The following is a 19,026-nucleotide window of genomic DNA, read 5'->3' on the forward strand; positions in this document are numbered from 1 at the left end:
AGCGCCATCGGTTTTGCCGATGGCGCTTTTTTTTGGTCACGGGCTGGCGTGGCCAGTTAGAAACTGCGTGCATGCTCCCATAGCGCTACCAAGTAACGTATTTTGCGCTATCAAAACTCAGCGGAATGAGATATTTTCGAGCTGTAGTGCGCGTTTTTCTGGTAGCCTGCAGCGAGATAAAGTGAGTTTTTACGCTATATCAGTAATTTGTGAATTATTAGTACATTTTGGTTTTCCAGGAAAACGAGCATGCTTATGAATAAACTGTTAAGTGTACGGAGAGCTCATGTACATCAAAGCAATCGAGACAAAATATAAAGGGTATCGGTTTAGAAGCCGGAGTGAAGCTCGATGGGCTGTATTTTTTGACACCGCGAAAATTAAGTGGGAATACGAGCTCGAAGGTTACGATGTAAATGGAACATGGTATCTGCCCGATTTCTATTTGCCTGATTTTAATAGTTTCTTCGAGGTGAAAGGCACCGGCGACTATGATGATGAAACCATACAACTCTTCTCTGAACTTATTGGCAAAAAGGTTTTAATAGCAATTGGTAAGCCACCGGAGCCTGGAGAGTGGGACTGTGGTGAGTCCTATGGCTTGCAAACTGTATTTCCATCGCAAGAGTGGCATGATGATGTGGCGTGGGGATATAAGGATATGTTTTTGGAGTGTGATGACTGCGGTCGCATTAGTATAATGAATGAGGTTTACTCAACTATGAAGGATGCTTGTGGAGCGTGCCATAAATCTCGGTTAATGCCTCTTTATCATCCGCTTAAAGCTTGGCGGTCGGCTAGGTTTGAGTTTGGCGGGAGTGGAAACACTTAACAAATCAATCAACTTCGCGCCTGCGGCGCCGGACAGCTTACTCTACGCTTCGCTCCGTTACAGCTGCCGGTTATTGAGGCGTTATGTTTTACCAAGAAGGATAGGAAGTTATGACGATTTATGAAGAAACAGTAGATGCACTTAAGGAAATGGAGACTGTAGCCTCCCACATCAAGAGTCTTGGTAAAATTATGAATAAAACTGAAGATGCTAAACTCAAGCAGCTTTTAGGCAAGGTGATAACGAAGCTGCAAACTTCTCATGCCAATCCAAAGGTAAAGGGAAAATCCACTCCGGGCAACCTCTACAACGTCAAGGATCTCCATATAGAAAGCCTTATTAAATATTGTGAAAATATAATCCCTACAAAAAGGCCCGAGTGGCAAATCTTGGCTGAGCGTAATGGCTGGGCACCAAAAACATAACCAACCATGGCAGTCGGAAATATTTTGCTTCGCTGCGCTCAAAGCGCAAAATATGCCGCTGCTTAGGGGCGTTATGTGGCTCATAGCCAAATTTCAAGGATGCTTTTATGTCATTTTTACCAACAATCAATGAATTTATTAACGAAAACGATGGCAACCCCCTGCATAAGGAAATGATTGATGATATCTGTGAGTTTCCAGAAGGTGAGAAACGCTTCGAGTTGAGGCTGCAAGCAATTCAAAGGATAGATGATATCGTTATGTTCCATCGCTTTGTGATGGTTACACACAAGAATAATCAACAAGTTGTAGAGCCAGGGTTTGAAGCATTCAATGAACATTATCAGGGAATTTTCGACAACGTTTGTGATGATAACCCTGAACAAGTAGCAACCACTCGAATGGCATTCAATGCATTTGATATTTACAAACAACAAAGCCAAATCAAGTGTATTGCCAATGAAAGCTTGGTTATTAACCTCTGGGCTACTATAGAGCAGTATACCAATCGTGCTCTTCAAGTTTTATTATCAAAGCAAGCGTCAAACTCTCATAGATGGCATGAAATAGTCAATAAATTTAAAGAAAATGACTTTGATATTGAGCTACTTGCAGCGTACGAAACAATTAACGAAATTAGAGTTCTTAATAATAAAATTAAGCATTCATATAGTGTCGATGAGCAGCTTGCAAAATTTCAATATTTCAGAATATACGATGGAAAATCTATAAGCAATGTACCTTTAAGGGTGCAAGATTATATATTGGCGACGTATCATTTTATTGTTCAACTTATTAACATTATAGGCCCGTCAGAAAGGTATCCTGATGGTGAAGAAGGTTAAAAATTTACACCTTTAAAATCACATAACAAACGCCTGCAATCTGACCTCCGGCCATTGAGGCGTGTGTTATAAGTCATTGAATTGATCGAGGGGAGGCGAGATGGAGGAAGAGTATCCAAATGAAGACAGCCGCCACTGTCAGGAGTTCACCCTGGATGGTCACACTATTGACGTTCGGACTTATCGGGGAATTGAGCCACCCACAGGGTGTTTCCGGGAAGTGGTTGATGAAAGCGGGACTTCAACGATATGGGATGACCAGTTAGCTTCTGATGATAAGGCGATGGCGGAGCCGAATTCGACCCTAGAACAGGAAGGGATTGGCCCGCTGGTGGATACTTTGAACAAATAGTGCATTCAATACCATATAACAAGGTTATTGTGTACGCGCCCTGTGGGCGCCAGACGCTCGTTCCTCGCGCCGCACATAACCGGCGTTATGAGGGGCCAGCCAGGAGATCTCATGGTAACCAGAGAAAGCATGAAACTTTGGATAATTGCATGCCTTCAACAGCGAGGAGGTAGTGGTTGGCCTCGTGAAGTTTCAAAATATGTTTGGGACAATCACGAAGCAGAACTCAAAGCCTCCGGCGATCTCTTGTATACCTGGCAGTATGATATTCGCTGGGCTGCTCAGCAGCTAAGAAATGATGGTGTACTTAAACCCGTAAATGGAAGACGCGACTTACCATGGGAATTGATGTAGATGCGCTCACAAGCTCATAAACAGCGCCAGCACAAACGCGCCCGTTGGGCGCTCGACTCGCAACAAGTTGCTCGCTTGTGTAGCGTGCGTTATGCAATTCAAAGACATGAGCGAGTAGGCAATGGATAAAGCAATAATAGGTTTAGTCGGCGTTGCCCTTGGTGTCTTGCTTGGAATTCTAAAAGACTGGATATTTCAAAAGGCAAAGAGAAAAAAGGAATATGAATATTTGGCAATAAGAGTGGCTTGTGAACTGGATCGCTTTGTTTATAGGTGTGTTGATGTAGCTCAGGATGATGGTACTTCGTATGGTCAATATGACAAGGATGGGTGTGCGCGTATACAGGTTACACCACCAGAGTTTAACCCGAATGATCTTGATGTAGATTGGAGATCGCTACCTTCAAATCTAATGTACGAAATTTTAAACCTGCCAAATAAGATAGAAACTGCAAATGAAGCCATATCCTCCATATTCGATCATGTGGAAGGGCCACCATATTACGAAGAGGGGTTTGAAGCTAGACAGCTACATTATTCTGAGCTGGGCCTTTTCGCCATGGGGCTGGCTAAAAGACTAAGAAAGTACGCAAAGCTCCCTGCTTTTGAAGCACCGGAGAATTGGAGTCCAAATGAAATGCTTAACGACAAGAGAAAGCAAATTATTAAGATTCAAGAAGAGCGGTATAGAGCACAAGATAAGCTTATGAATAAGTTGGGGGCAGACAGTGCATAACAAGGTCAAGCACCATCGCGCACTACGTGCGCTGGACCTCACTACGCACGGCAGGTGTTGGCAGCGTTAGGCATCCAGAAACTTTCACCATCAACGTCGAGGTGTAGTGAATAAAGCCATATGAATGACTCTTACCCTTCGACCATATACAAGTACGAAGACTTTACCGTTCAGTCCTTGCGCAACCTCAAGACGCAGACAATCTATTTTGGATCACCACAAAACTTCAACGACCCTTACGACTGTGCTTTGAGGCCGAACTTTGCAGTACCGACAGACGAACAGATCGAACAGGTTCGACGGCACTACTTGGCTCGGTTCAACTTGCCTGAACAAGGTCGAGAAGAACTGGAACATTTGAGTTGTGAACAACTTCGAGAACTTGTGGTGCGAAGCGCCCGAAAGGTTGCTGAGGATTACGCGGAGAACTTTCTTTCAGAGAAAGGAGTATCGTGCTTTTCAGAGATTCACCATGATCTTCTAATGTGGTCTCATTATGGCGGGCGGTATAAGGGTTTTTGCTTGGAGTTTGCCACTGACTACGAGCCATTCCATAAGCTCCGAGAAGTCAAATACGTAGAGCAGATACCAAGAATCGATCCAATCACAATAATTCTTCAAGACAGATACGACGACTACCTGAACCTGTTTTGTACAAAATCGATTAACTGGAGTTACGAGAGAGAATGGCGAGCCATCCACCATGTAGCTGGAACAGCTTTCACATATCCCTCCGAAGCGCTGCGCGGAGTGTATTTCGGCCCAGATATTGACACAGACTGTATGGAGATCGTGTGCCTTATCCTTTCTGGTCAGAACCCGAATGTTAGATTTTGGCAGGGACTGCGGAGTGAGGAGCACTTTAAGGTCGAATTTGAACACTTTACTTATACCAGTCACCTCGATGCGAAGCGACGGGGCCTCAAGTAAATCACTGGGAGTTTCTAACCCCCAGCCCTGCTGACAGCAATAAGAAGAGCATTGATTCAGGGTCGGGAAGAGTATGATAATGTCATACCTCTCCCATGTTTGGAGTATCAACTATGAGCATGCACCGGAAAACCATCACGCTGACTGAGCAGCAGAACGACTGGGTAAAAGCTCAGATTGAAAGCGGTCACTATGGCAATGATAGTGAATACATCCGCGATCTTATCCGAAGGGATCAGCAGACCAAACAACGCCTTGCCATGCTAAGACAAGCCCTCGTTGAGGGTGAGTCAAGCGGGAACCCGAAACCCCTGGATATATCGGCTATTAAGGCGGCTGGCCGTAAGCGGATCAAGGCGGTTGATTAGTGCTTGAGTTAAATGTCACGCCAAAGGCGGAATCAGATCTCATCGGAATTTGGGTGTATACCTGTGAGGAATGGGGCGTTGATCAGGCGGATAATTACCTGGATCGGCTTGAGACCGGCATGAAACGGCTGATTGATCATCCATCGCTTGGCGCGAACTACGACCATGTTTTTTCTGGGTATCACAGATTACAGGTCGAGCACCACGCTGTTTTTTATCAACTGCATGACTCGGAAGTGCTCGTTGTTCGTGTGCTTCACGAGGACATGGATGCACCGGAAAGGCTTCTGGAGTAGTGGGCGCTATATTTTCGGCGCAGCTTCAAGATCTCCAGCAAGCCCCGTGCCGTTGCCGCCCAACAAATAGCGACAATTACTCGCTACGCTCCTAATTTTCCGGTGAGCGGAGTTAGATAGTCGTGGTTGAGGGCTTCAGCTTCGAGAAAGAAACCGGTTTTGCTTGGCTCCAGTCCAAATAGTCGGAAGAATCATGGGTTTCCCAGAATTCTCGCTCTTCCTCCTCGGTTTTGAACTCAGGCATCTTTTTTAGCTTGCTCATAAACAGCCCTCTCCTTTCGGTGCATATCGCGAGCGGAGGTTACAACTAGTGATTCTTCTCCAGCGCCAAATGATTGTCTATTTCTTTTATTTTATCTTCCGTGTGGTGATTGACGTAAAGCACCGTGGTCTCTTTCCCTGCACAAATTTTCTCGATGAGCGCGAGAACCAGCTGGCGGTTCATATCGTCCAGGCCGAGGCAGGGCTCGTCTAGAATCAACAGCGGCGGGTGTTTCACCATGGCGCGGGCGATAAGCAGCAAGCGCTGGTCGCCGTAAGAGAGTTTGTTAAAGGGCTGATCGGCGCGGTCTTTCATGCCGAGTAGTTCGAGCCACTGGTCGGCGATTTTTTTCTGATGATCGGTGGATTTTGTGTACACGCCGATGCTGTCGTAGAAGCCGGAAATAATCACGTTTTTGCAGCTGGTGCTGACGCGATACTCCCACTGCAGGGCAGTGGAGACATAGCCGATAAACTGCTTGATCTGCCAGATGCTTTCGCCGTTACCGCGCTGGAAGCCAAACACAAAAATATCGTTGGTATAGCACTGGGGGTGATCCCCTGTGATCAGGGACAAAACACAGGTTTTACCGCTACCGTTGGGGCCACTTAGTTGCCAGTGCTGCCCCTGCTCTATCGTCCAATCCAGCTTATCGACAATCACGGTATCGCCGTATTGGATAGTCGCTTGCTTGAGCTTCACTAACGGCTGACTGGGGTCGAGAGCGGGTAATTTATTGGCTGGGTCGGCCTCGGGCAGGCTTAGGTCGGTGGTTTTCAAATGCAGCAATTGGTAAAGCTCATTGAAGGCGGCTTCGTCCTGACGGTCTACGGTGAATGCTAAACGTCCGCTATCTCCTCGCTTTTTATCTCCTCTCTTTTTCTCCAAGCGCTGTTTATCCAGATAGGCAATATGGGTGATGAAGTCCGGCATTTCATCAAAGCGATTCAGCACCATCACCATGGGAACGGTATCGATGATGGAGGCGAGATGGGCTTGCAGCATGGCGAGGGTGTCGACGTCCAAACCATCAAACGGCTCGTCTAAAATCAGCAAGTCCGGCTTGCTCGACAGAGCACGAATCAGCATGACTTTTCGGGTTTCGCCCGTGGAGAGCTTACGAAAGGCGCGGTCGAGTAGCTTCGTAAGACCGAACTTTTCGACCAGCTCGCTGGCGAGTTCAGGGTCTTGGCACTGCTCGAAAATCATTTCATTGACGGGGGTGCCAAGTGAAATGACATCCATGATATCGGCATCGTCTTTTTTTAACTCTTTGGCGATCAGTTCGGCTTGCGCTTCGAAAGAGACCAAGCCAATGTTTTTGGGAAGCCCTTGAATAGTGCCCGCTTCAATCTTACCAACGCCAGCCAACGCTGCCGCCAGGGCCGATTTGCCTGAGCCATTGGTGCCAGTGATAACCCAATGCTGGTAGGGTTCAATGATCCAATCAATCTCGCTTAGGGTGAAGCGGTCATCAAAACTGATCGTCGCTTTATTTAGCTGAATACGCGCTAAGCGGCTTGAAGGCTCCATCAATGTGTTCCTTATTGTTTGGAAAAATCACTGTTCGCATGCAATGAGACAAAAAAGCCGAGAATATCGTGGCGATATCTCGGCTTTTTTGATGACTTAGCGGTCTATCATTTAATCAGCCGATTAAACGATCTTCTTCATGTCCGCCATATGGCCACGCAGCACTGAGCCCACGGCTTCAACCGGGTGAGCGCGCAGGGCATCGTTGACTTCGATTAAACGGGCGTTATCTACGCCGTTGTCGTCCAGATCCAGGCCTTTACCGATAACATCGGATTTGATGCCTTTCATAAAGTCAGCCAGTAGCGGCACACAAGCGTGGTTGTAGAGGTAGCAACCGTACTCCGCGGTGTCAGAGATGGTCGCGTTCATTTCGTACAGTTTCTTACGCGCGATAGTGTTGGCGATCAGTGGCGTTTCGTGGAGCGACTCGTAGTAAGCCGACTCGGCGATAATGCCAGCCGCGGTCATGGTTTCGAAAGCAAGCTCAACGCCCGCTTTCACCATCGCTACCATCAAGATGCCGTTGTCGAAGTATTCCTGTTCAGTAATCTCTACGTCAGCAGCAGGAGTTTTCTCGAAGTTGGTTTCTGCTGTTTCTGCCCGCCATTTGTGCAGGTTCGCGTCATCATTCGCCCAGTCTTCCATCATCGTGTGAGAGAAATGGCCGCTCATGATGTCGTCTTGGTGCTTGTTGTAGAGCGGACGCATGATGTCTTTTAGCTCTTCAGCAAGATCAAAAGCTTTGATCTTGGCCGGGTTAGAAAGACGGTCCAGCATGTTGGTCACGCCGCCGTATTTCAGTGCTTCCGTGATGTTTTCCCAGCCGTACTGGATCAGCTTAGAGGCGTAGCCAGGCTCGATACCCTCTTCGATCATTTTGTCGAAGCAGAGGATAGAGCCGGTTTGCAGCATGCCGCAAAGGATCGTCTGCTCACCCATCAGGTCGGATTTAACTTCCGCGATGAAAGAGGACATCAGTACGCCAGCTTTGTGGCCGCCAGTGCCCACTGCGTAGGCTTTTGCCAGGGCAAGGCCTTCGCCTTTCGGATCGTTGGCTTCGTGAACGGCGATCAAGGTGGGAACGCCGAAACCACGCACGTATTCAGCGCGAACTTCGGAACCTGGGCATTTGGGCGCCACCATGATGACGGTTAAGTCTTCACGGATTTTCATGCCCTCTTCTACGATGTTGAAACCGTGGGAGTAAGATAGGCAGGCGCCCTCTTTCATCAGCGGCATTACCGCCTTTACAACAGAGGTGTGCTGCTTATCGGGCGTCAGGTTCAATACAACGTCTGCCGTGGGGATCAACTCTTCGTAGGTACCTACAACAAAACCGTTCTCGGTGGCGTTTTTCCACGACTGACGCTTTTGCTCAATGGCTTCAGGGCGCAGTGCGTAAGAGACGTCTAAGCCGCTGTCGCGTAGGTTCAAGCCTTGGTTGAGGCCTTGGGCGCCACAGCCGATCACGACCATTTTTTTGCCTTTCAGCGCTTCTACGCCATCGGCAAATTCAGAGCTGTACATGAAACGACATTTGGCGAGTTGAGCCAGTTGCTCGCGGAGCGGCAGCGTATTGAAGTAGTTAGCCATCGTTAGCATCCTAATGTTTTATGATCGCGACATCGATGTGAGGCACACCGATGCTAAAACCGGTACTTAAGAGAGTGACACAGCCGCCAGATGCGAGACCCAGCGTTATGTGAGTAAGGCCAATCTAACCAAAAATGACCATTTCTTAAATTGATATATTTGCAACAGCATGTCCCTTTTTTTGCAAAACTCAATTATGATGGCGTTTATGAATTTTAAAATTTTAAAACAATTCCTGGCCTTGGCAGAAACCCTGCATTTCGGGCGCGCCAGCGATGAGTGCTATGTCAGCATTTCTGCCCTGTCGCGCAATATTCGGCATTTAGAAGAGGAGCTGGGGGTGTCGCTGTTTAATCGCGACAACCGTACCGTGGTGTTGACCCAGGAGGGGCAAAAGTTTCTCAAGTACGCCCGCGATGCCAGCAGCCAATGGCATTTGATTCGTCATGAATTGACGGACAATCCTGATCAATTAAGCGGGGAAATCAGCCTGTATGGCTCCGTCACCGCCAGCTACAGCTTTTTGCACGAGCTGCTGCGCCGTTTTCGTATTGCCTACCCGATCATAGAAATCAAGCTGCGCACGGGGGATCCAGAACACGCGATTGCGCATGTTCTGGATGGTAAAGAAGATCTTAGCATCGCGGCCCAGCCTGCCAACTTGCCGCGAGGCCTGGCGTTTAAATCCATTGCCACGTCGCCTTTGCTGTTTATTGCGCCCCTTGAGCAGCAGGTGCCGAATGTGCCAACGAACACGCCAACCACACCGCAAGAGTGGGCGAGCATCCCGATGATTCTATCGGAGAGCGGTGTCTCAAGAGCCCGTGTGGATGAGTGGTTTCGCCAGTTGGATGTCTCCCCGCGCATTTATGCACAGGTCACCGGCAATGAAGCCATCGTGAGCATGGTGAGCTTGGGCTTTGGGATTGGCGTGGTGCCAAAAATCGTCCTCGACAACAGCCCATTGATGGATCGCATTCGCGTGCTCGACGTGACACCGGAACTGGAACCCTACGATATTGGTTTGTTTACCTTAAAGAAAAACCTAAAAAACCCACTGGTCGACGCGTTTTGGCGGTTGATGTAAGCCCTGCTTAATAAGCCCCAGGCGCTGTTTTTTTAGCGATCCGAAACCGCCCTTACCCGCCAAAAATCTGCTGCAGATCCGGTGCGCTCTCTTCCTCTTCGACCATGGAGAGCGAGGCTTCGATGGCTTTTAGGTGGCGGCTCATAAAGGCTTTGGCGCGCTCGCCGTTGCCTGCCTCCAGGTAGCCGATCAGATCGTCGTGGTCGTGGGATTCGCAGCCCAAATGACCGCGGTGGCCGTAGACGGCAAGGATCAGCGAAGAGCGCGAGCAGAGCCGCTCGACAAATTCCGCCAGGGTGGCGTTGCCTGATAGCTGCGCTAGGCGCACATGAAAGTCGGCCGATAGCCGAATGGCGACGCTCTGTTGGCCGCTGCGCAGCGCCTGACGCTCCTGGCGGGCCATTTCGCGCAGCTCCGCGGCCGCTTTTTCGCCCATGCGTCGGGCTACGTCAGGCATTAATCCGCACTCAATTAACTGGCGGGCATCGAAAACGTCTTTGGCTTCATCGGCAGTGGGCCGAGTAACGCTGGCCCCGCGGCGCGGTGTTAGCGTGACTAACTGCTCCAGCGCTAAGCGCTGCAGAATTTTACGAATACCGGTGCGACTAATGCCAAAGACATCCGCCAGCGCATCTTCGCGCAGCCGTGCGCCGGGCTTTAAGCGCTGCTCAACAATCGCATCGCTGACGGCACGATAGATAGACTCGTGGCGCTCGTCGCCCTCTTTGCTGTCTTTACCTTCTTTGACAGGAGCGCGCCGCTTTTCCGGCGCCTGCGCATCACTCATAGCTGGCCTCTTTGATTATTCCTCCCAAGCGGCAATGATATCGCGCTCTTCATCGCTCATGTTGGTCATATTGCCTAACGGCATATAGCGGCTGGCCACGACCTGCTGAATTTGCGTCTTCTGGCCGAGAATTTCATCCCAGTTCTCAAACGCAAACCCAGCCGGTGGTGCGGAGAAACCGGCATGTTCCGGGTTGCGTGCGTGGCACTGCACACAGTGCTGCTCAATCAAACCGGTGATTTGTGCCTGATCAGGCCCTTGTGCGTCGGCATCACTACCCGTTGACGAAGCACTCGGTGCGGCCACCCAAAACGCCAACAGAATAAGCCCTACCCCAAAAGCGGGATACGCGGGCTGGGTTTTGCCTGCGTGCATTAGAACAAAGAATTGCCGTATCAAAGCACCGGCAAAGATAAACAGCACCATCACCACCCAGGCAAGCTCATGGGAGTAGATAAACGAGTAGTGATTACTCACCATCAGCAAAACGACCGGCAGCGTGAAGTAGGTGTTATGCACCGAGCGCTGTTTGCCGCGTTTGCCATCCAGCGGATTGGGCGCATCGCCCGCCTTCATGGCTTTTACCATGCGGCGCTGGCCGGGAATAATCCAGAAGAAGACGTTAGCCGACATCGCCGTCGCCATGACGGCACCGGTGAGCAAAAAGGCGGCGCGGCCGGTGAACATTTGCGTGCTTAGGTAGGCCACCACGACCATCATGACGGCAACCGCAACGCTGAGCAGGCCGTCGCGATCCATATTGGGGCTAATGCGCTTACACAGTTCGTTGTAAACCACCCAGCCGCCTAATAAAAAGGCCAACGCCAGAATATTGGCCTGCCAGCCCGTCATGTTGGCGGCCCACTGCCAGGGACTATTAGGGTTTACCAAATAGAAGCCCGGATTAACCATGTAGAGAATGACGAACAGCGCAAAGCCGGAAAGCCAGGTGGTGTAGGCTTTCCAGAATGACCAGTGCAGATCATTGGGCAGCTTGGCAGGCGCCGTGGCGTACTTCTGGTTGTGGTAGAAGCCGCCGCCATGCACCGACCACATTTCGCCAAACACGCCCTTTTCGCGGTCTTCCGCTGCCTTCGGCGAGCGCAGGCTATTATCCAGCATCACGAAATAGATCGACTCGCCGATCCAGGCGATAGCCGCAATCACATGCAGCCAGCGCAGCAGCAAGTTCACAAAATCAATAATATAGGCTTGCATGCCAGGCCCTCTTAACTACCGCGATAAGTTGAATAACCGTAAGGCGAAAGCAGCAACGGCACATGATAGTGTTGGCTGGCATCCGCAACGCCAAAGCGCAGCGGGATAACGTCTAAAAAGCGTGGTTCAGCCGCTTCAACGCCCTGAGCACGCAGATAGTCGCCAGCATGGAACACCAGTTCGTACTCCCCTGCGGTGAGTGCCTCACCGTCTAAAATGGGCGCATCGCAACGTCCGTCACTGTTGGTGGTCACTGTGGTTAGATGCTGGCGTTCGCTGCCTGAAAGGCGAAACACCTCAATGGTAATGCCATGACCGGGCTGACCTTTGGCGGTATCCAGTACGTGGGTGGTTAAGCGTCCCATGGCCACTCCTTATTAATAGCGTTGTTTGCACGACTTGACCTACTGGTCAAAGAGTACCGTTACTGCTATTTATTGTATACAGTAATTCCATCCCTGCACGTTTTGAACATTTGTCGCATTAAAATTTCCCGCTTTGGAGAGTGCCAGTGCCCACATCTAATCCGTTACTGCTTTCACCCGCGCCCAGCCAGTGCAGCCTGGAAATGATGACCCATCACTATGGGGACGTTTATGAGCACTCGCCCTGGGTAGCCGAATCCGCTTGGCAGCAAGGCTTGACTGAAGTCCATGATACCCCGGACGCGCTGGCCGAACTGATGGGGCTTATGTTGCAGCAGGCGAGCAGTGAACAGCAAATCAAGGTGATCCAAGCGCACCCGGATCTAGCCGGCAAAGCCGCTCTTGCCGGTGAATTAACCCAGGATTCGACCAGCGAACAGGCAGGCGCAGGGCTTGATCAGTGCAGTCCTGAAGAATTTTCGCGCTTTGAGGCGCTTAACGCGGCGTATAAGAAGAAATTTGGTTTTCCCTTTGTAATTGCCGTTAAAGGGCTGGATCGCCATGCCATATTAGCTGCTTTTGAGGAGCGCCTGAACAACGACGCAGTAACCGAGCGGCAAACGGCCATTCAACAAATTATTCGCATTGCACGCTTTCGTTTGAGGGCGCGCGCCGAGCAATAAATCATTGGGTACAGCTAAAGGGCGGGGTTAAATCGACAAGCGTTGAAGACTATTCGCCAAACGGGCTATTGCAATTGTTTCTTGTATACACTTTTATTAGTTAATGGATGCAAGAAGAAAACAATGCCACCCACTGCGAATAAAGGCTTTTTATGTCGACTCCGCCCGATGCCCAAACGCGGCCTTCGCGTACCATTAATCAAAACCCCGATGCGATGCCGCCGTTATCAAAAGCGATTCCGCTTGGCCTTCAGCACATTATGGCCATGTTCGCGGGCAACGTTACGCCACCGATTATTATTGCGGGCGTCATCGGCGCCAATCCAGCGGAGCAGATCTTTTTAATTCAGGTAGCGCTGTTTGTCGCGGGGGTGTCCACGTTGGTACAAACCATCGGTATCGGCCCCTTTGGCGCACGCTTACCAATTGTACAGGGCACCAGCTTTGGTTTTTTACCAGTGGCGCTGCCACTGGCGAAGGCGTTTGGCTTACCCGCCGTTCTGGGCGCCTCATTTGTGGCGGGTTTGCTGCAAATTGTACTGGGGGCTTTTTTAAAGAAGATTCGTCACTGGTTCTCCCCAGTGGTCACCGGGATTGTGGTGCTACTGATCGGTATTACGCTGATGCCAGTGGGCCTTAATTACGCCGCTGGCGGGGTGGGCGCGGATGACTTTGCATCCCCCGGCAACCTCACGCTGGCGCTCTTTGTACTCAGTATTACGATTGCTGTTCACCAATATGGGCGGGGCTTTATTAAAGCCTCCTCGATTCTGTTTGGCTTAATGGCCGGTTACCTGGTCGCTATTGCCCTAGGCAAGGTTGATTTCACCTCACTGAGCAATGCTGCCTGGTTTGCGCTCCCCAAGCCACTGGAGTACGGCATGACGTTCTCTGGCACCGCGATCGTCGGTATGACGCTGATTATGTTTGTGGTTGGCTTAGAGACGATCGGTAATATCTCTGCAATTACCACCACAGGGGCTGGCCGCCCTGCTAAAGACCGCGAGCTTTCCGGCGGCGTGATGGCCGATGGCGTAGCAACGTCCTTTGCCGCCGTTTTCAATACACTGCCCAACACCGCTTACGCCCAGAATGTCGGCCTGATTACCCTCACCGGCGTAGTTAGCCGCCACGTAGTCACCATTGGCGGGTTGCTATTAATCGCCATGGGTCTATTCCCCAAGCTGGGCGGGCTAGTGGCGGCCATGCCACCTGCGGTACTGGGTGGTGCGGGTGTGGTGATGTTCGGCATGATCGCCTCAGCGGGCCTCAAAATCATCAAAGAGTGCGAGCTGGATCAGCGCAATATGCTGATCATTGCCGTCTCCCTAAGCTTGGGTATCGGCCTACCCGCCGTTGAGGCGATTTCTGACACCATGCCAGGGCAGCTGGGTCTGTTGCTTAAATCAGGCTTGGTGCCTGCGGCACTCGCCGCGCTTCTGTTGGATGCCATCTTGCCGGGCAAGCCAGATAGGCGTGCTAAATTGGCGAAGGCTGAAGCTGATTCTCGTCAACAATAGCTTTCAAGCAAAACGCCGCACCCTATCGGGCGCGGCGTTGTTAAGCGGTGTTACTTTCGATTACTGCTTTTTCAATTACTGCTTGGCAGTCTCTACCGCTTTCTTAGTGGTCTCTTCTACTTGCTTCTGGCTATCTTCCGCAAAGCTTTTGCTGATGGAGGTGACTTTTTCCGTGTCTCCCTTCATCCGCTCCATAAAATCACTCGCGGTTTTTTGCTGGCTTTCCATGGCTTTTTTGAAGCTGTCTGGGTCTTTGACGTCAAGCCAAGTACGCGCTTGTGTAATCGCCATGTCCGAGTAGGCACGGGCAGCATCCAACTGAGCACTGAACAACTGGTCATAATAATCAAGCGCAGTCAGTGTGTAAGAACGCATCGGTGAAACAAAAACAGACTCAAACTGTTGCTTGGTTTTATCAGTCGTTGCTTTATTCATCGTAATACCTCCAAGAGTGAGCTAGCACATAAACACGCCTCGGTTAGGCGGTTCTTACGTCAGGCTTTTGCCTCTGCTGGCTTAAAGCTAGCAGTGCTTTTTGTGCAGCGCAACATGATTTTTCCTCATCCTGCGCATGCTCACTCACTGACCGTTAGAATGGCCGACAGCCGCCTTGCTACTAGCGGTTACCGAACAAGTGCTTACGCGCCTGCTCATCCATTTCTACGCCCGCCTGAGGATTAACGTCTTCGACCAAAGCGTAGGCACGACGCACGGCTGGGCGTGCTTTGATCATATCGAACCAGCGCTCCAAGTCCGGAAACTCTTCTAACGTTTGACGCTGTTTTTCCCAAGGTACAATCCAGGGATAGATCGCCATATCGGCAATCGAATAGTCATCGCCACCCACATAGGTGTGATGGGCCAAGCGCTGATCCAACACGCTGTAAAGCCGATTGGTTTCGCGCACGTAGCGCTCAATGGCGTAGTCAATTTTTTGCGGCGCGTAGTGGCAGAAGTGGTGATTTTGGCCTGCCATTGGGCCTAACCCGCCCATTTGCCAGTGCAGCCACTGCAATACGATATAGCGTTCGCGCCCGGCTGAAGGCAAAAAGAGCCCGCTCTTATCAGCGAGATACTCTAGGATCGCACCCGACTCAAACATCGACAGCGGCTGGCCGCCATCCTGGGGGGAGTGATCGACAATGGCAGGAATACGGTTATTGGGGGCAATAGTAAGAAATTCAGGATCAAACTGTTCGCCTCGGCCAATGTTAACCGGCTTCACTCGGTACGCCAGGTTGGCTTCTTCGAGCATAAGGGAGATTTTATGGCCGTTGGGGGTTGTCCAGTAGTACAGGTCAATCATTGCCATCTCCTTTAGGAAAACGTTGATTCACTCGTGAGCCTATCAATGTTTTCTCATTACCTCAGGCGGCACATCGCTGTGCCGCCAATATGTACGACTAACACTATACATCGCGAACAGTCAGCGCACTGCTTGCAGCACCATCGTGCACGCTCAACATACGTTTAAACCACTCATCTACCGGGTCGCCGGGCTCAACGACGGCCTGAGTTGATACAACGTGCACCCACATCATACTCCCGAACAGCAGGTAATCTGAGCCGCTGGGGGAATCACCGTCTAAAAAGCGACTGTCACGCAGTAAATCACGCACTGGCGCCAGCACCTGTTTAAGCTGCTGCTTACCCTGCTCGGGCTGGTGGAACTCTTCAAGCGTGCAACCAAACCGCGCCTCACGGGTTTCACGGAAATAGGCGCGGTCGTCTGGGTGCACGGCCGCGAATAAATCCATCGCAATAATGCGGAAAAGCGCCGGGTTCACGCTGCGCTCAACGAAGTATTTGAACAGTAATACCCGTTGATAGCTGACGCCTTCGCCCAATACGGGTGCTTCGGGGTACGCCTTGTCCAAATAGCTCAGGATCTCGAAGCTGTCGGTAACCACCTGTTCGCCGTCGCAAAGCACCGGCACTTTGTCGTAGTCAGCAAACGCCAGCGCTTCCTTATCGAGGAATCGCCATGCCACGGTGGTGTATTCCAGACCTTTATGGGCAAGCGCCATACGCACGCGCCAGCAATAAGGTGAAAAGCGAAGCCGTTCATCGCGGCCACACAAATCATAGAGGGTAATAGCCACGGTATTAAACTCCTTGTGGTCGATCATTGTTGGTAATAGGTACTTACGCCGATAACAATGAGCGCAAGCTACCTGTGACGCAAGCGATGTGATTCGCTTGCGCTGTACTTATCTTATGGCGGGTAACTGTACTGTCTATTAGTCTAATGAAGCAGCTAGACTACCTCTCTCGGAAAAACCCTAAAAAATCAATTAAAACAATGTTATATATTAAAAAACAGAACGTAAAACAGCATTCCAAACAAGCGTTGCACTGGTAAGACCAATTTTCCAATGTAGTCATCTTGTTAGCCTAAACGTATCTTTCACCTACACCCGACTGGCACCACAACGGCCAGACGGTTATTGCGGAGCATACCAAATCAATAACAAGGGGCAGTTCCTCCCATGAATGAAACGATACTTGCACTTCTGGCCTTTCTGCCGCTGTTGCTGGCCGGTATTTTGCTCATCGGGTTTAAAATACCTGCCAAGATAGCGATGCCGATTGTCTTTCTGACCGCCGCCATTATTGGCTTAACCGCTTGGGATATGTCGTTTAGCCGCGTGGCGGCATCGACTATTCAAGGCTTGATTCAGACCGCTGGTCTTTTGTGGATCATCTTTGGCGCCATCCTGCTGCTTAACACCCTTAAGCACTCCGGCGGCATTACCGCTATCCGTAACGGTTTTTCAGGCATTAGCCCTGACCGCCGCGTACAGGCGTTGATCGTTGCTTGGCTGTTCGGCTGCTTTATCGAAGGCGCTTCAGGCTTCGGTACGCCAGCGGCAGTTGCCGCACCACTGATGGTCGCTCTTGGCTTCCCTGCGCTGGCAGCGGTGGTCGTGGGTATGATGATTCAATCAACGCCGGTTTCCTTCGGTGCAGTAGGCACGCCTATTGTGGTCGGTGTAGGTAGCGGCCTGGACCGTGCAGGTATTAGCGCCGAACTCGACTCGGTAGGCTCTAGCTGGGATGTCTTCTTCCAGCTTGTGACCAGCGAAGTGGCGATTACTCACGGTATCGTGGGTATTTTAATGCCGCTGATTTTGGTCACCGTGATGGTGCGCTTCTTTGGCGCTAACAAATCGTGGAAAGAGGGACTGTCGATTACCCCTTTCGCCATCTTTACCGGCATCTGCTTCGTAGTGCCTTACATGCTGGTAGGCGTGCTACTGGGCCCTGAGTTCCCGTCAATGATCGGCGCCATGGTCGGCTTGGCGATTGTAGTACCTGCCGCCAAACGTGGTTTCCTGCTGCCTAAAGACACCTGGGACTTCCCCGAGTCTTCCTCTTGGCCAGACGAGTGGATCGGCAACCTGCAGATCAAACTTGATGACGTTGTCGGCAGAGCGCCGATGTCCACCTTTAAAGGCTGGGTACCCTATGTGTTGCTCGCTCTGTTCTTGGTGGCCTCTCGTACTATCGAGCCGCTGCGTAACGCTCTAACCTCAATTAATCTTAGTTGGAGCAATATTCTTGGCGAAGCGGGTGTCAGCGGTGGTGTTCAGCCGCTCTACCTGCCGGGCGGCATTATTATTGCCGTGGTCATCGTCACTTACTTCCTACACCGCATGAACCCGCAAAAGATGAGCGCAGCGGTGTCTGAATCAACCAAAACGATTTTTGGTGCGGGCTTCGTGTTGATCTTTACCGTGCCGATGGTGCGCATCTTGATCAACTCTGGTGTTAATGGCGCGGATCTTGTCTCAATGCCGGTGATGATGGCCCAGGCGGTAGCCAGTAGCGTAGGCGGCATTTACCCCTTCTTTGCTCCAGCGGTAGGGGCGCTGGGCGCCTTTATTGCAGGTTCCAACACGGTATCCAATCTAATGCTGGCGGAATTCCAGTTTAGTGTTGCTGAAACCCTGGGCCTCTCTACGGCCATGATGGTAGCGCTGCAGGCCGTGGGTGCGGCGGCAGGTAATATGATTGCCATTCATAACGTGGTCGCGGCGTCAGCAACGGTCGGGCTGTTAGGCCGTGAAGGCGCCACGCTGCGTAAGACGATTCTGCCCACCCTCTACTACCTCATCTTTACTGGCATCATCGCGCTAATTGCGTTCTACGTGATTGGCGTAACGGATCCATTGATGTAGCCCTAAAACTTACTCGCAGGTGTTCAAACGCAAACCCCCAGGCTTAGCCTGGGGGTTTGCTGTTTTAGCGCGACGTTCAAGCCCTATGTATTGATGGTTTACCGCGTTAGCCGATGCGCTTTAACCCTTGGCTGTGGAGCTTGCCGCGCTCTACGTAGCTTTGGGCGTTCTGCTTCAAACCCGCCACCGCTTCCGCGGACAGCTCCCTCACAACACGCGCAGGCGAGCCAACAATCAGTGAGTTAGCTGGAAACTCGGCGCCCTCCTTAATAAAAGCACCCGCGCCCACCAAGCTGTTTTCGCCGATCACGGCGCCGTTAAGTACTACCGCTTGAATACCGATTAAGCAGCCATCGCCAACGGTGCAGCCATGCAGCATCGCCTGATGGCCGACCGTGACGCCCCGCCCTACTTTTAGGGGAAAACCGGGGTCAGCGTGAAGCACTGCGCCATCCTGGATATTGCTCTCTTCACCAATTTCCAAGTGATCGGTATCTCCGCGTAAAACGGCCTGATACCACACGCTTGCGCGTGCCTTTAACGTTACCTGGCCGATAACATCCGCGGTTTCGGCAATATAGACATCGTCATGGATATCTGGCTGATGCTCGCCGTATTGGTAAATGGCCACATTAATCTCCTTATTTTTGGTTTGA

Annotated in this window: 24 protein-coding genes; 13 read left to right on the top strand and 11 right to left on the bottom strand. The window is 51.0% G+C overall.

The window, feature by feature from the left end; translation table 11 throughout:
* Positions 1–286: 286 nt before the first annotated feature.
* From U738_RS22775 to U738_RS21690, 6 genes are all read left to right on the top strand, one after another.
* Entirely contained in the window at positions 287–832 is a 546-nt protein-coding gene (locus tag U738_RS22775) for a hypothetical protein (RefSeq protein WP_050713160.1), read from the top strand.
* Between the two features lie 110 nt (positions 833–942).
* The gene (locus U738_RS21670; protein WP_050713159.1) at positions 943–1,257 is read left to right on the top strand and encodes a hypothetical protein; all 315 of its coding nucleotides are present in this window, start codon (positions 943–945) and stop codon (positions 1,255–1,257) included.
* A 107-nt stretch (positions 1,258–1,364) separates the two neighbouring features.
* The gene (locus U738_RS21675; protein WP_035585348.1) at positions 1,365–2,102 is read left to right on the top strand and encodes a hypothetical protein; all 738 of its coding nucleotides are present in this window, start codon (positions 1,365–1,367) and stop codon (positions 2,100–2,102) included.
* 100 nt (positions 2,103–2,202) lie between these two features.
* Positions 2,203–2,454, top strand: a complete 252-nt coding sequence (locus U738_RS21680) for a hypothetical protein (RefSeq protein ID WP_035585350.1) — start codon at positions 2,203–2,205, stop codon at positions 2,452–2,454.
* A 111-nt stretch (positions 2,455–2,565) separates the two neighbouring features.
* Complete coding sequence (locus U738_RS21685) at positions 2,566–2,808, top strand: hypothetical protein (protein ID WP_035585352.1); 243 nt, start codon at positions 2,566–2,568, stop codon at positions 2,806–2,808.
* Positions 2,809–2,929: 121 nt separating this feature from the next.
* On the top strand, positions 2,930–3,544 hold the full coding sequence (locus U738_RS21690) for a hypothetical protein (RefSeq protein ID WP_035585354.1): 615 nt from the start codon (positions 2,930–2,932) through the stop codon (positions 3,542–3,544).
* A gap of 319 nt (positions 3,545–3,863) precedes the next feature.
* Here U738_RS21690 and U738_RS23675 read toward each other — a convergent pair whose 3' ends face one another.
* Positions 3,864–4,094, bottom strand: a complete 231-nt coding sequence (locus U738_RS23675; RefSeq protein ID WP_231896812.1) for a hypothetical protein — start codon at positions 4,092–4,094, stop codon at positions 3,864–3,866.
* On the opposite strand from U738_RS23675, the gene U738_RS23860 reads away from it, so the two are divergent.
* The 3 genes from U738_RS23860 (at position 4,028) to U738_RS21705 (ending at position 5,138) form a co-directional block, all read left to right on the top strand.
* Positions 4,028–4,474 (top strand): DUF2971 domain-containing protein, encoded by a 447-nt coding sequence (locus U738_RS23860; RefSeq protein WP_442905733.1) that lies wholly within the window; start codon positions 4,028–4,030, stop codon positions 4,472–4,474. The genes U738_RS23675 and U738_RS23860 overlap by 67 nt on opposite strands.
* Positions 4,475–4,587: 113 nt before the next feature.
* Entirely contained in the window at positions 4,588–4,842 is a 255-nt protein-coding gene (locus U738_RS21700) for a type II toxin-antitoxin system ParD family antitoxin (RefSeq protein WP_035585358.1), read from the top strand.
* The gene (locus U738_RS21705; protein WP_035585360.1) at positions 4,842–5,138 is read left to right on the top strand and encodes a type II toxin-antitoxin system RelE/ParE family toxin; all 297 of its coding nucleotides are present in this window, start codon (positions 4,842–4,844) and stop codon (positions 5,136–5,138) included. The genes U738_RS21700 and U738_RS21705 overlap by 1 nt, the downstream gene beginning before the upstream one ends.
* Before the next feature lie 112 nt (positions 5,139–5,250).
* On the opposite strand, the gene U738_RS23090 is transcribed toward U738_RS21705, so the two are convergent.
* From U738_RS23090 to ilvC, 3 genes are all read right to left on the bottom strand, one after another.
* Positions 5,251–5,400, bottom strand: coding sequence for a CopG family antitoxin (locus U738_RS23090; protein WP_081899176.1), 150 nt, complete (start codon positions 5,398–5,400; stop codon positions 5,251–5,253).
* 45 nt (positions 5,401–5,445) lie between these two features.
* On the bottom strand, positions 5,446–6,933 hold the full coding sequence (gene modF / locus U738_RS21710; RefSeq protein ID WP_035585362.1) for a molybdate ABC transporter ATP-binding protein ModF: 1,488 nt from the start codon (positions 6,931–6,933) through the stop codon (positions 5,446–5,448).
* Between the two features lie 123 nt (positions 6,934–7,056).
* A complete protein-coding gene (gene ilvC, locus U738_RS21715) occupies positions 7,057–8,529 on the bottom strand; it encodes a ketol-acid reductoisomerase (RefSeq protein ID WP_035585363.1) in 1,473 nt (490 codons plus the stop codon).
* 208 nt (positions 8,530–8,737) lie between these two features.
* Here ilvC and ilvY point away from each other — a divergent pair, with 208 nt between their 5' ends.
* Positions 8,738–9,616, top strand: a complete 879-nt coding sequence (ilvY, locus tag U738_RS21720) for an HTH-type transcriptional activator IlvY (RefSeq protein ID WP_035585742.1) — start codon at positions 8,738–8,740, stop codon at positions 9,614–9,616.
* A 52-nt stretch (positions 9,617–9,668) separates the two neighbouring features.
* Here ilvY and U738_RS21725 read toward each other — a convergent pair whose 3' ends face one another.
* The 3 genes from U738_RS21725 to uraH are packed head-to-tail and all read right to left on the bottom strand — an operon-like array spanning position 9,669 to position 11,986.
* Complete coding sequence (locus tag U738_RS21725) at positions 9,669–10,403, bottom strand: GntR family transcriptional regulator (protein WP_035585365.1); 735 nt, start codon at positions 10,401–10,403, stop codon at positions 9,669–9,671.
* Positions 10,404–10,418: 15 nt separating this feature from the next.
* On the bottom strand, positions 10,419–11,621 hold the full coding sequence (locus tag U738_RS21730) for a urate hydroxylase PuuD (protein ID WP_035585367.1): 1,203 nt from the start codon (positions 11,619–11,621) through the stop codon (positions 10,419–10,421).
* A gap of 11 nt (positions 11,622–11,632) precedes the next feature.
* Entirely contained in the window at positions 11,633–11,986 is a 354-nt protein-coding gene (gene uraH, locus U738_RS21735; protein WP_035585369.1) for a hydroxyisourate hydrolase, read from the bottom strand.
* Positions 11,987–12,132: 146 nt separating this feature from the next.
* On the opposite strand from uraH, the gene uraD reads away from it, so the two are divergent.
* Both uraD and U738_RS21745 read left to right on the top strand, forming a co-directional pair.
* Positions 12,133–12,669: a 2-oxo-4-hydroxy-4-carboxy-5-ureidoimidazoline decarboxylase gene (uraD, locus tag U738_RS21740; protein ID WP_035585371.1), complete on the top strand. Its 537-nt coding sequence runs from the start codon at positions 12,133–12,135 to the stop codon at positions 12,667–12,669.
* Positions 12,670–12,821: 152 nt separating this feature from the next.
* Positions 12,822–14,189: a uracil-xanthine permease family protein gene (locus tag U738_RS21745; RefSeq protein ID WP_035585373.1), complete on the top strand. Its 1,368-nt coding sequence runs from the start codon at positions 12,822–12,824 to the stop codon at positions 14,187–14,189.
* 75 nt (positions 14,190–14,264) lie between these two features.
* On the opposite strand, the gene U738_RS21750 is transcribed toward U738_RS21745, so the two are convergent.
* From U738_RS21750 to U738_RS21760, 3 genes are all read right to left on the bottom strand, one after another.
* Positions 14,265–14,624, bottom strand: coding sequence for a phasin family protein (locus U738_RS21750; RefSeq protein WP_035585375.1), 360 nt, complete (start codon positions 14,622–14,624; stop codon positions 14,265–14,267).
* Positions 14,625–14,805: 181 nt separating this feature from the next.
* Positions 14,806–15,495, bottom strand: coding sequence for a glutathione binding-like protein (locus tag U738_RS21755; RefSeq protein ID WP_035585376.1), 690 nt, complete (start codon positions 15,493–15,495; stop codon positions 14,806–14,808).
* 103 nt (positions 15,496–15,598) lie between these two features.
* Positions 15,599–16,291, bottom strand: coding sequence for a glutathione S-transferase family protein (locus tag U738_RS21760; protein ID WP_035585378.1), 693 nt, complete (start codon positions 16,289–16,291; stop codon positions 15,599–15,601).
* A 387-nt stretch (positions 16,292–16,678) separates the two neighbouring features.
* On the opposite strand from U738_RS21760, the gene U738_RS21765 reads away from it, so the two are divergent.
* On the top strand, positions 16,679–18,370 hold the full coding sequence (locus tag U738_RS21765) for an L-lactate permease (RefSeq protein WP_035585380.1): 1,692 nt from the start codon (positions 16,679–16,681) through the stop codon (positions 18,368–18,370).
* A 106-nt stretch (positions 18,371–18,476) separates the two neighbouring features.
* On the opposite strand, the gene U738_RS21770 is transcribed toward U738_RS21765, so the two are convergent.
* Positions 18,477–19,001, bottom strand: coding sequence for a gamma carbonic anhydrase family protein (locus U738_RS21770; RefSeq protein ID WP_035585382.1), 525 nt, complete (start codon positions 18,999–19,001; stop codon positions 18,477–18,479).
* Positions 19,002–19,026 lie beyond the last annotated feature (25 nt).

The organism is Halomonas sp. TG39a (genome assembly GCF_000744395.1).
GTDB lineage: Bacteria > Pseudomonadota > Gammaproteobacteria > Pseudomonadales > Halomonadaceae > Vreelandella > Vreelandella ventosae_B.

What these genes read in the sequence shown, in the direction of transcription:
- U738_RS22775 (WP_050713160.1), top strand. Translation starts at nt 287, where the DNA reads ATGTACATCAAAGCAATCGAGACAAAATATAAAGGGTATCGGTTTAGA.
- U738_RS21670 (WP_050713159.1), top strand. Translation starts at nt 943, where the DNA reads ATGACGATTTATGAAGAAACAGTAGATGCACTTAAGGAAATGGAGACT.
- U738_RS21675 (WP_035585348.1), top strand. Translation starts at nt 1,365, where the DNA reads ATGTCATTTTTACCAACAATCAATGAATTTATTAACGAAAACGATGGC.
- U738_RS21680 (WP_035585350.1), top strand. Translation starts at nt 2,203, where the DNA reads ATGGAGGAAGAGTATCCAAATGAAGACAGCCGCCACTGTCAGGAGTTC.
- U738_RS21685 (WP_035585352.1), top strand. Translation starts at nt 2,566, where the DNA reads ATGGTAACCAGAGAAAGCATGAAACTTTGGATAATTGCATGCCTTCAA.
- U738_RS21690 (WP_035585354.1), top strand. Translation starts at nt 2,930, where the DNA reads ATGGATAAAGCAATAATAGGTTTAGTCGGCGTTGCCCTTGGTGTCTTG.
- U738_RS23860 (WP_442905733.1), top strand. Translation starts at nt 4,028, where the DNA reads ATGTGGTCTCATTATGGCGGGCGGTATAAGGGTTTTTGCTTGGAGTTT.
- U738_RS23675 (WP_231896812.1), bottom strand. Translation starts at nt 4,094, where the DNA reads ATGGCTCGTAGTCAGTGGCAAACTCCAAGCAAAAACCCTTATACCGCC.
- U738_RS21700 (WP_035585358.1), top strand. Translation starts at nt 4,588, where the DNA reads ATGAGCATGCACCGGAAAACCATCACGCTGACTGAGCAGCAGAACGAC.
- U738_RS23090 (WP_081899176.1), bottom strand. Translation starts at nt 5,400, where the DNA reads ATGAGCAAGCTAAAAAAGATGCCTGAGTTCAAAACCGAGGAGGAAGAG.
- modF (WP_035585362.1), bottom strand. Translation starts at nt 6,933, where the DNA reads ATGGAGCCTTCAAGCCGCTTAGCGCGTATTCAGCTAAATAAAGCGACG.
- ilvC (WP_035585363.1), bottom strand. Translation starts at nt 8,529, where the DNA reads ATGGCTAACTACTTCAATACGCTGCCGCTCCGCGAGCAACTGGCTCAA.
- ilvY (WP_035585742.1), top strand. Translation starts at nt 8,738, where the DNA reads ATGAATTTTAAAATTTTAAAACAATTCCTGGCCTTGGCAGAAACCCTG.
- U738_RS21725 (WP_035585365.1), bottom strand. Translation starts at nt 10,403, where the DNA reads ATGAGTGATGCGCAGGCGCCGGAAAAGCGGCGCGCTCCTGTCAAAGAA.
- U738_RS21730 (WP_035585367.1), bottom strand. Translation starts at nt 11,621, where the DNA reads ATGCAAGCCTATATTATTGATTTTGTGAACTTGCTGCTGCGCTGGCTG.
- uraH (WP_035585369.1), bottom strand. Translation starts at nt 11,986, where the DNA reads ATGGGACGCTTAACCACCCACGTACTGGATACCGCCAAAGGTCAGCCC.
- U738_RS21745 (WP_035585373.1), top strand. Translation starts at nt 12,822, where the DNA reads ATGTCGACTCCGCCCGATGCCCAAACGCGGCCTTCGCGTACCATTAAT.
- U738_RS21750 (WP_035585375.1), bottom strand. Translation starts at nt 14,624, where the DNA reads ATGAATAAAGCAACGACTGATAAAACCAAGCAACAGTTTGAGTCTGTT.
- U738_RS21755 (WP_035585376.1), bottom strand. Translation starts at nt 15,495, where the DNA reads ATGATTGACCTGTACTACTGGACAACCCCCAACGGCCATAAAATCTCC.
- U738_RS21765 (WP_035585380.1), top strand. Translation starts at nt 16,679, where the DNA reads ATGAATGAAACGATACTTGCACTTCTGGCCTTTCTGCCGCTGTTGCTG.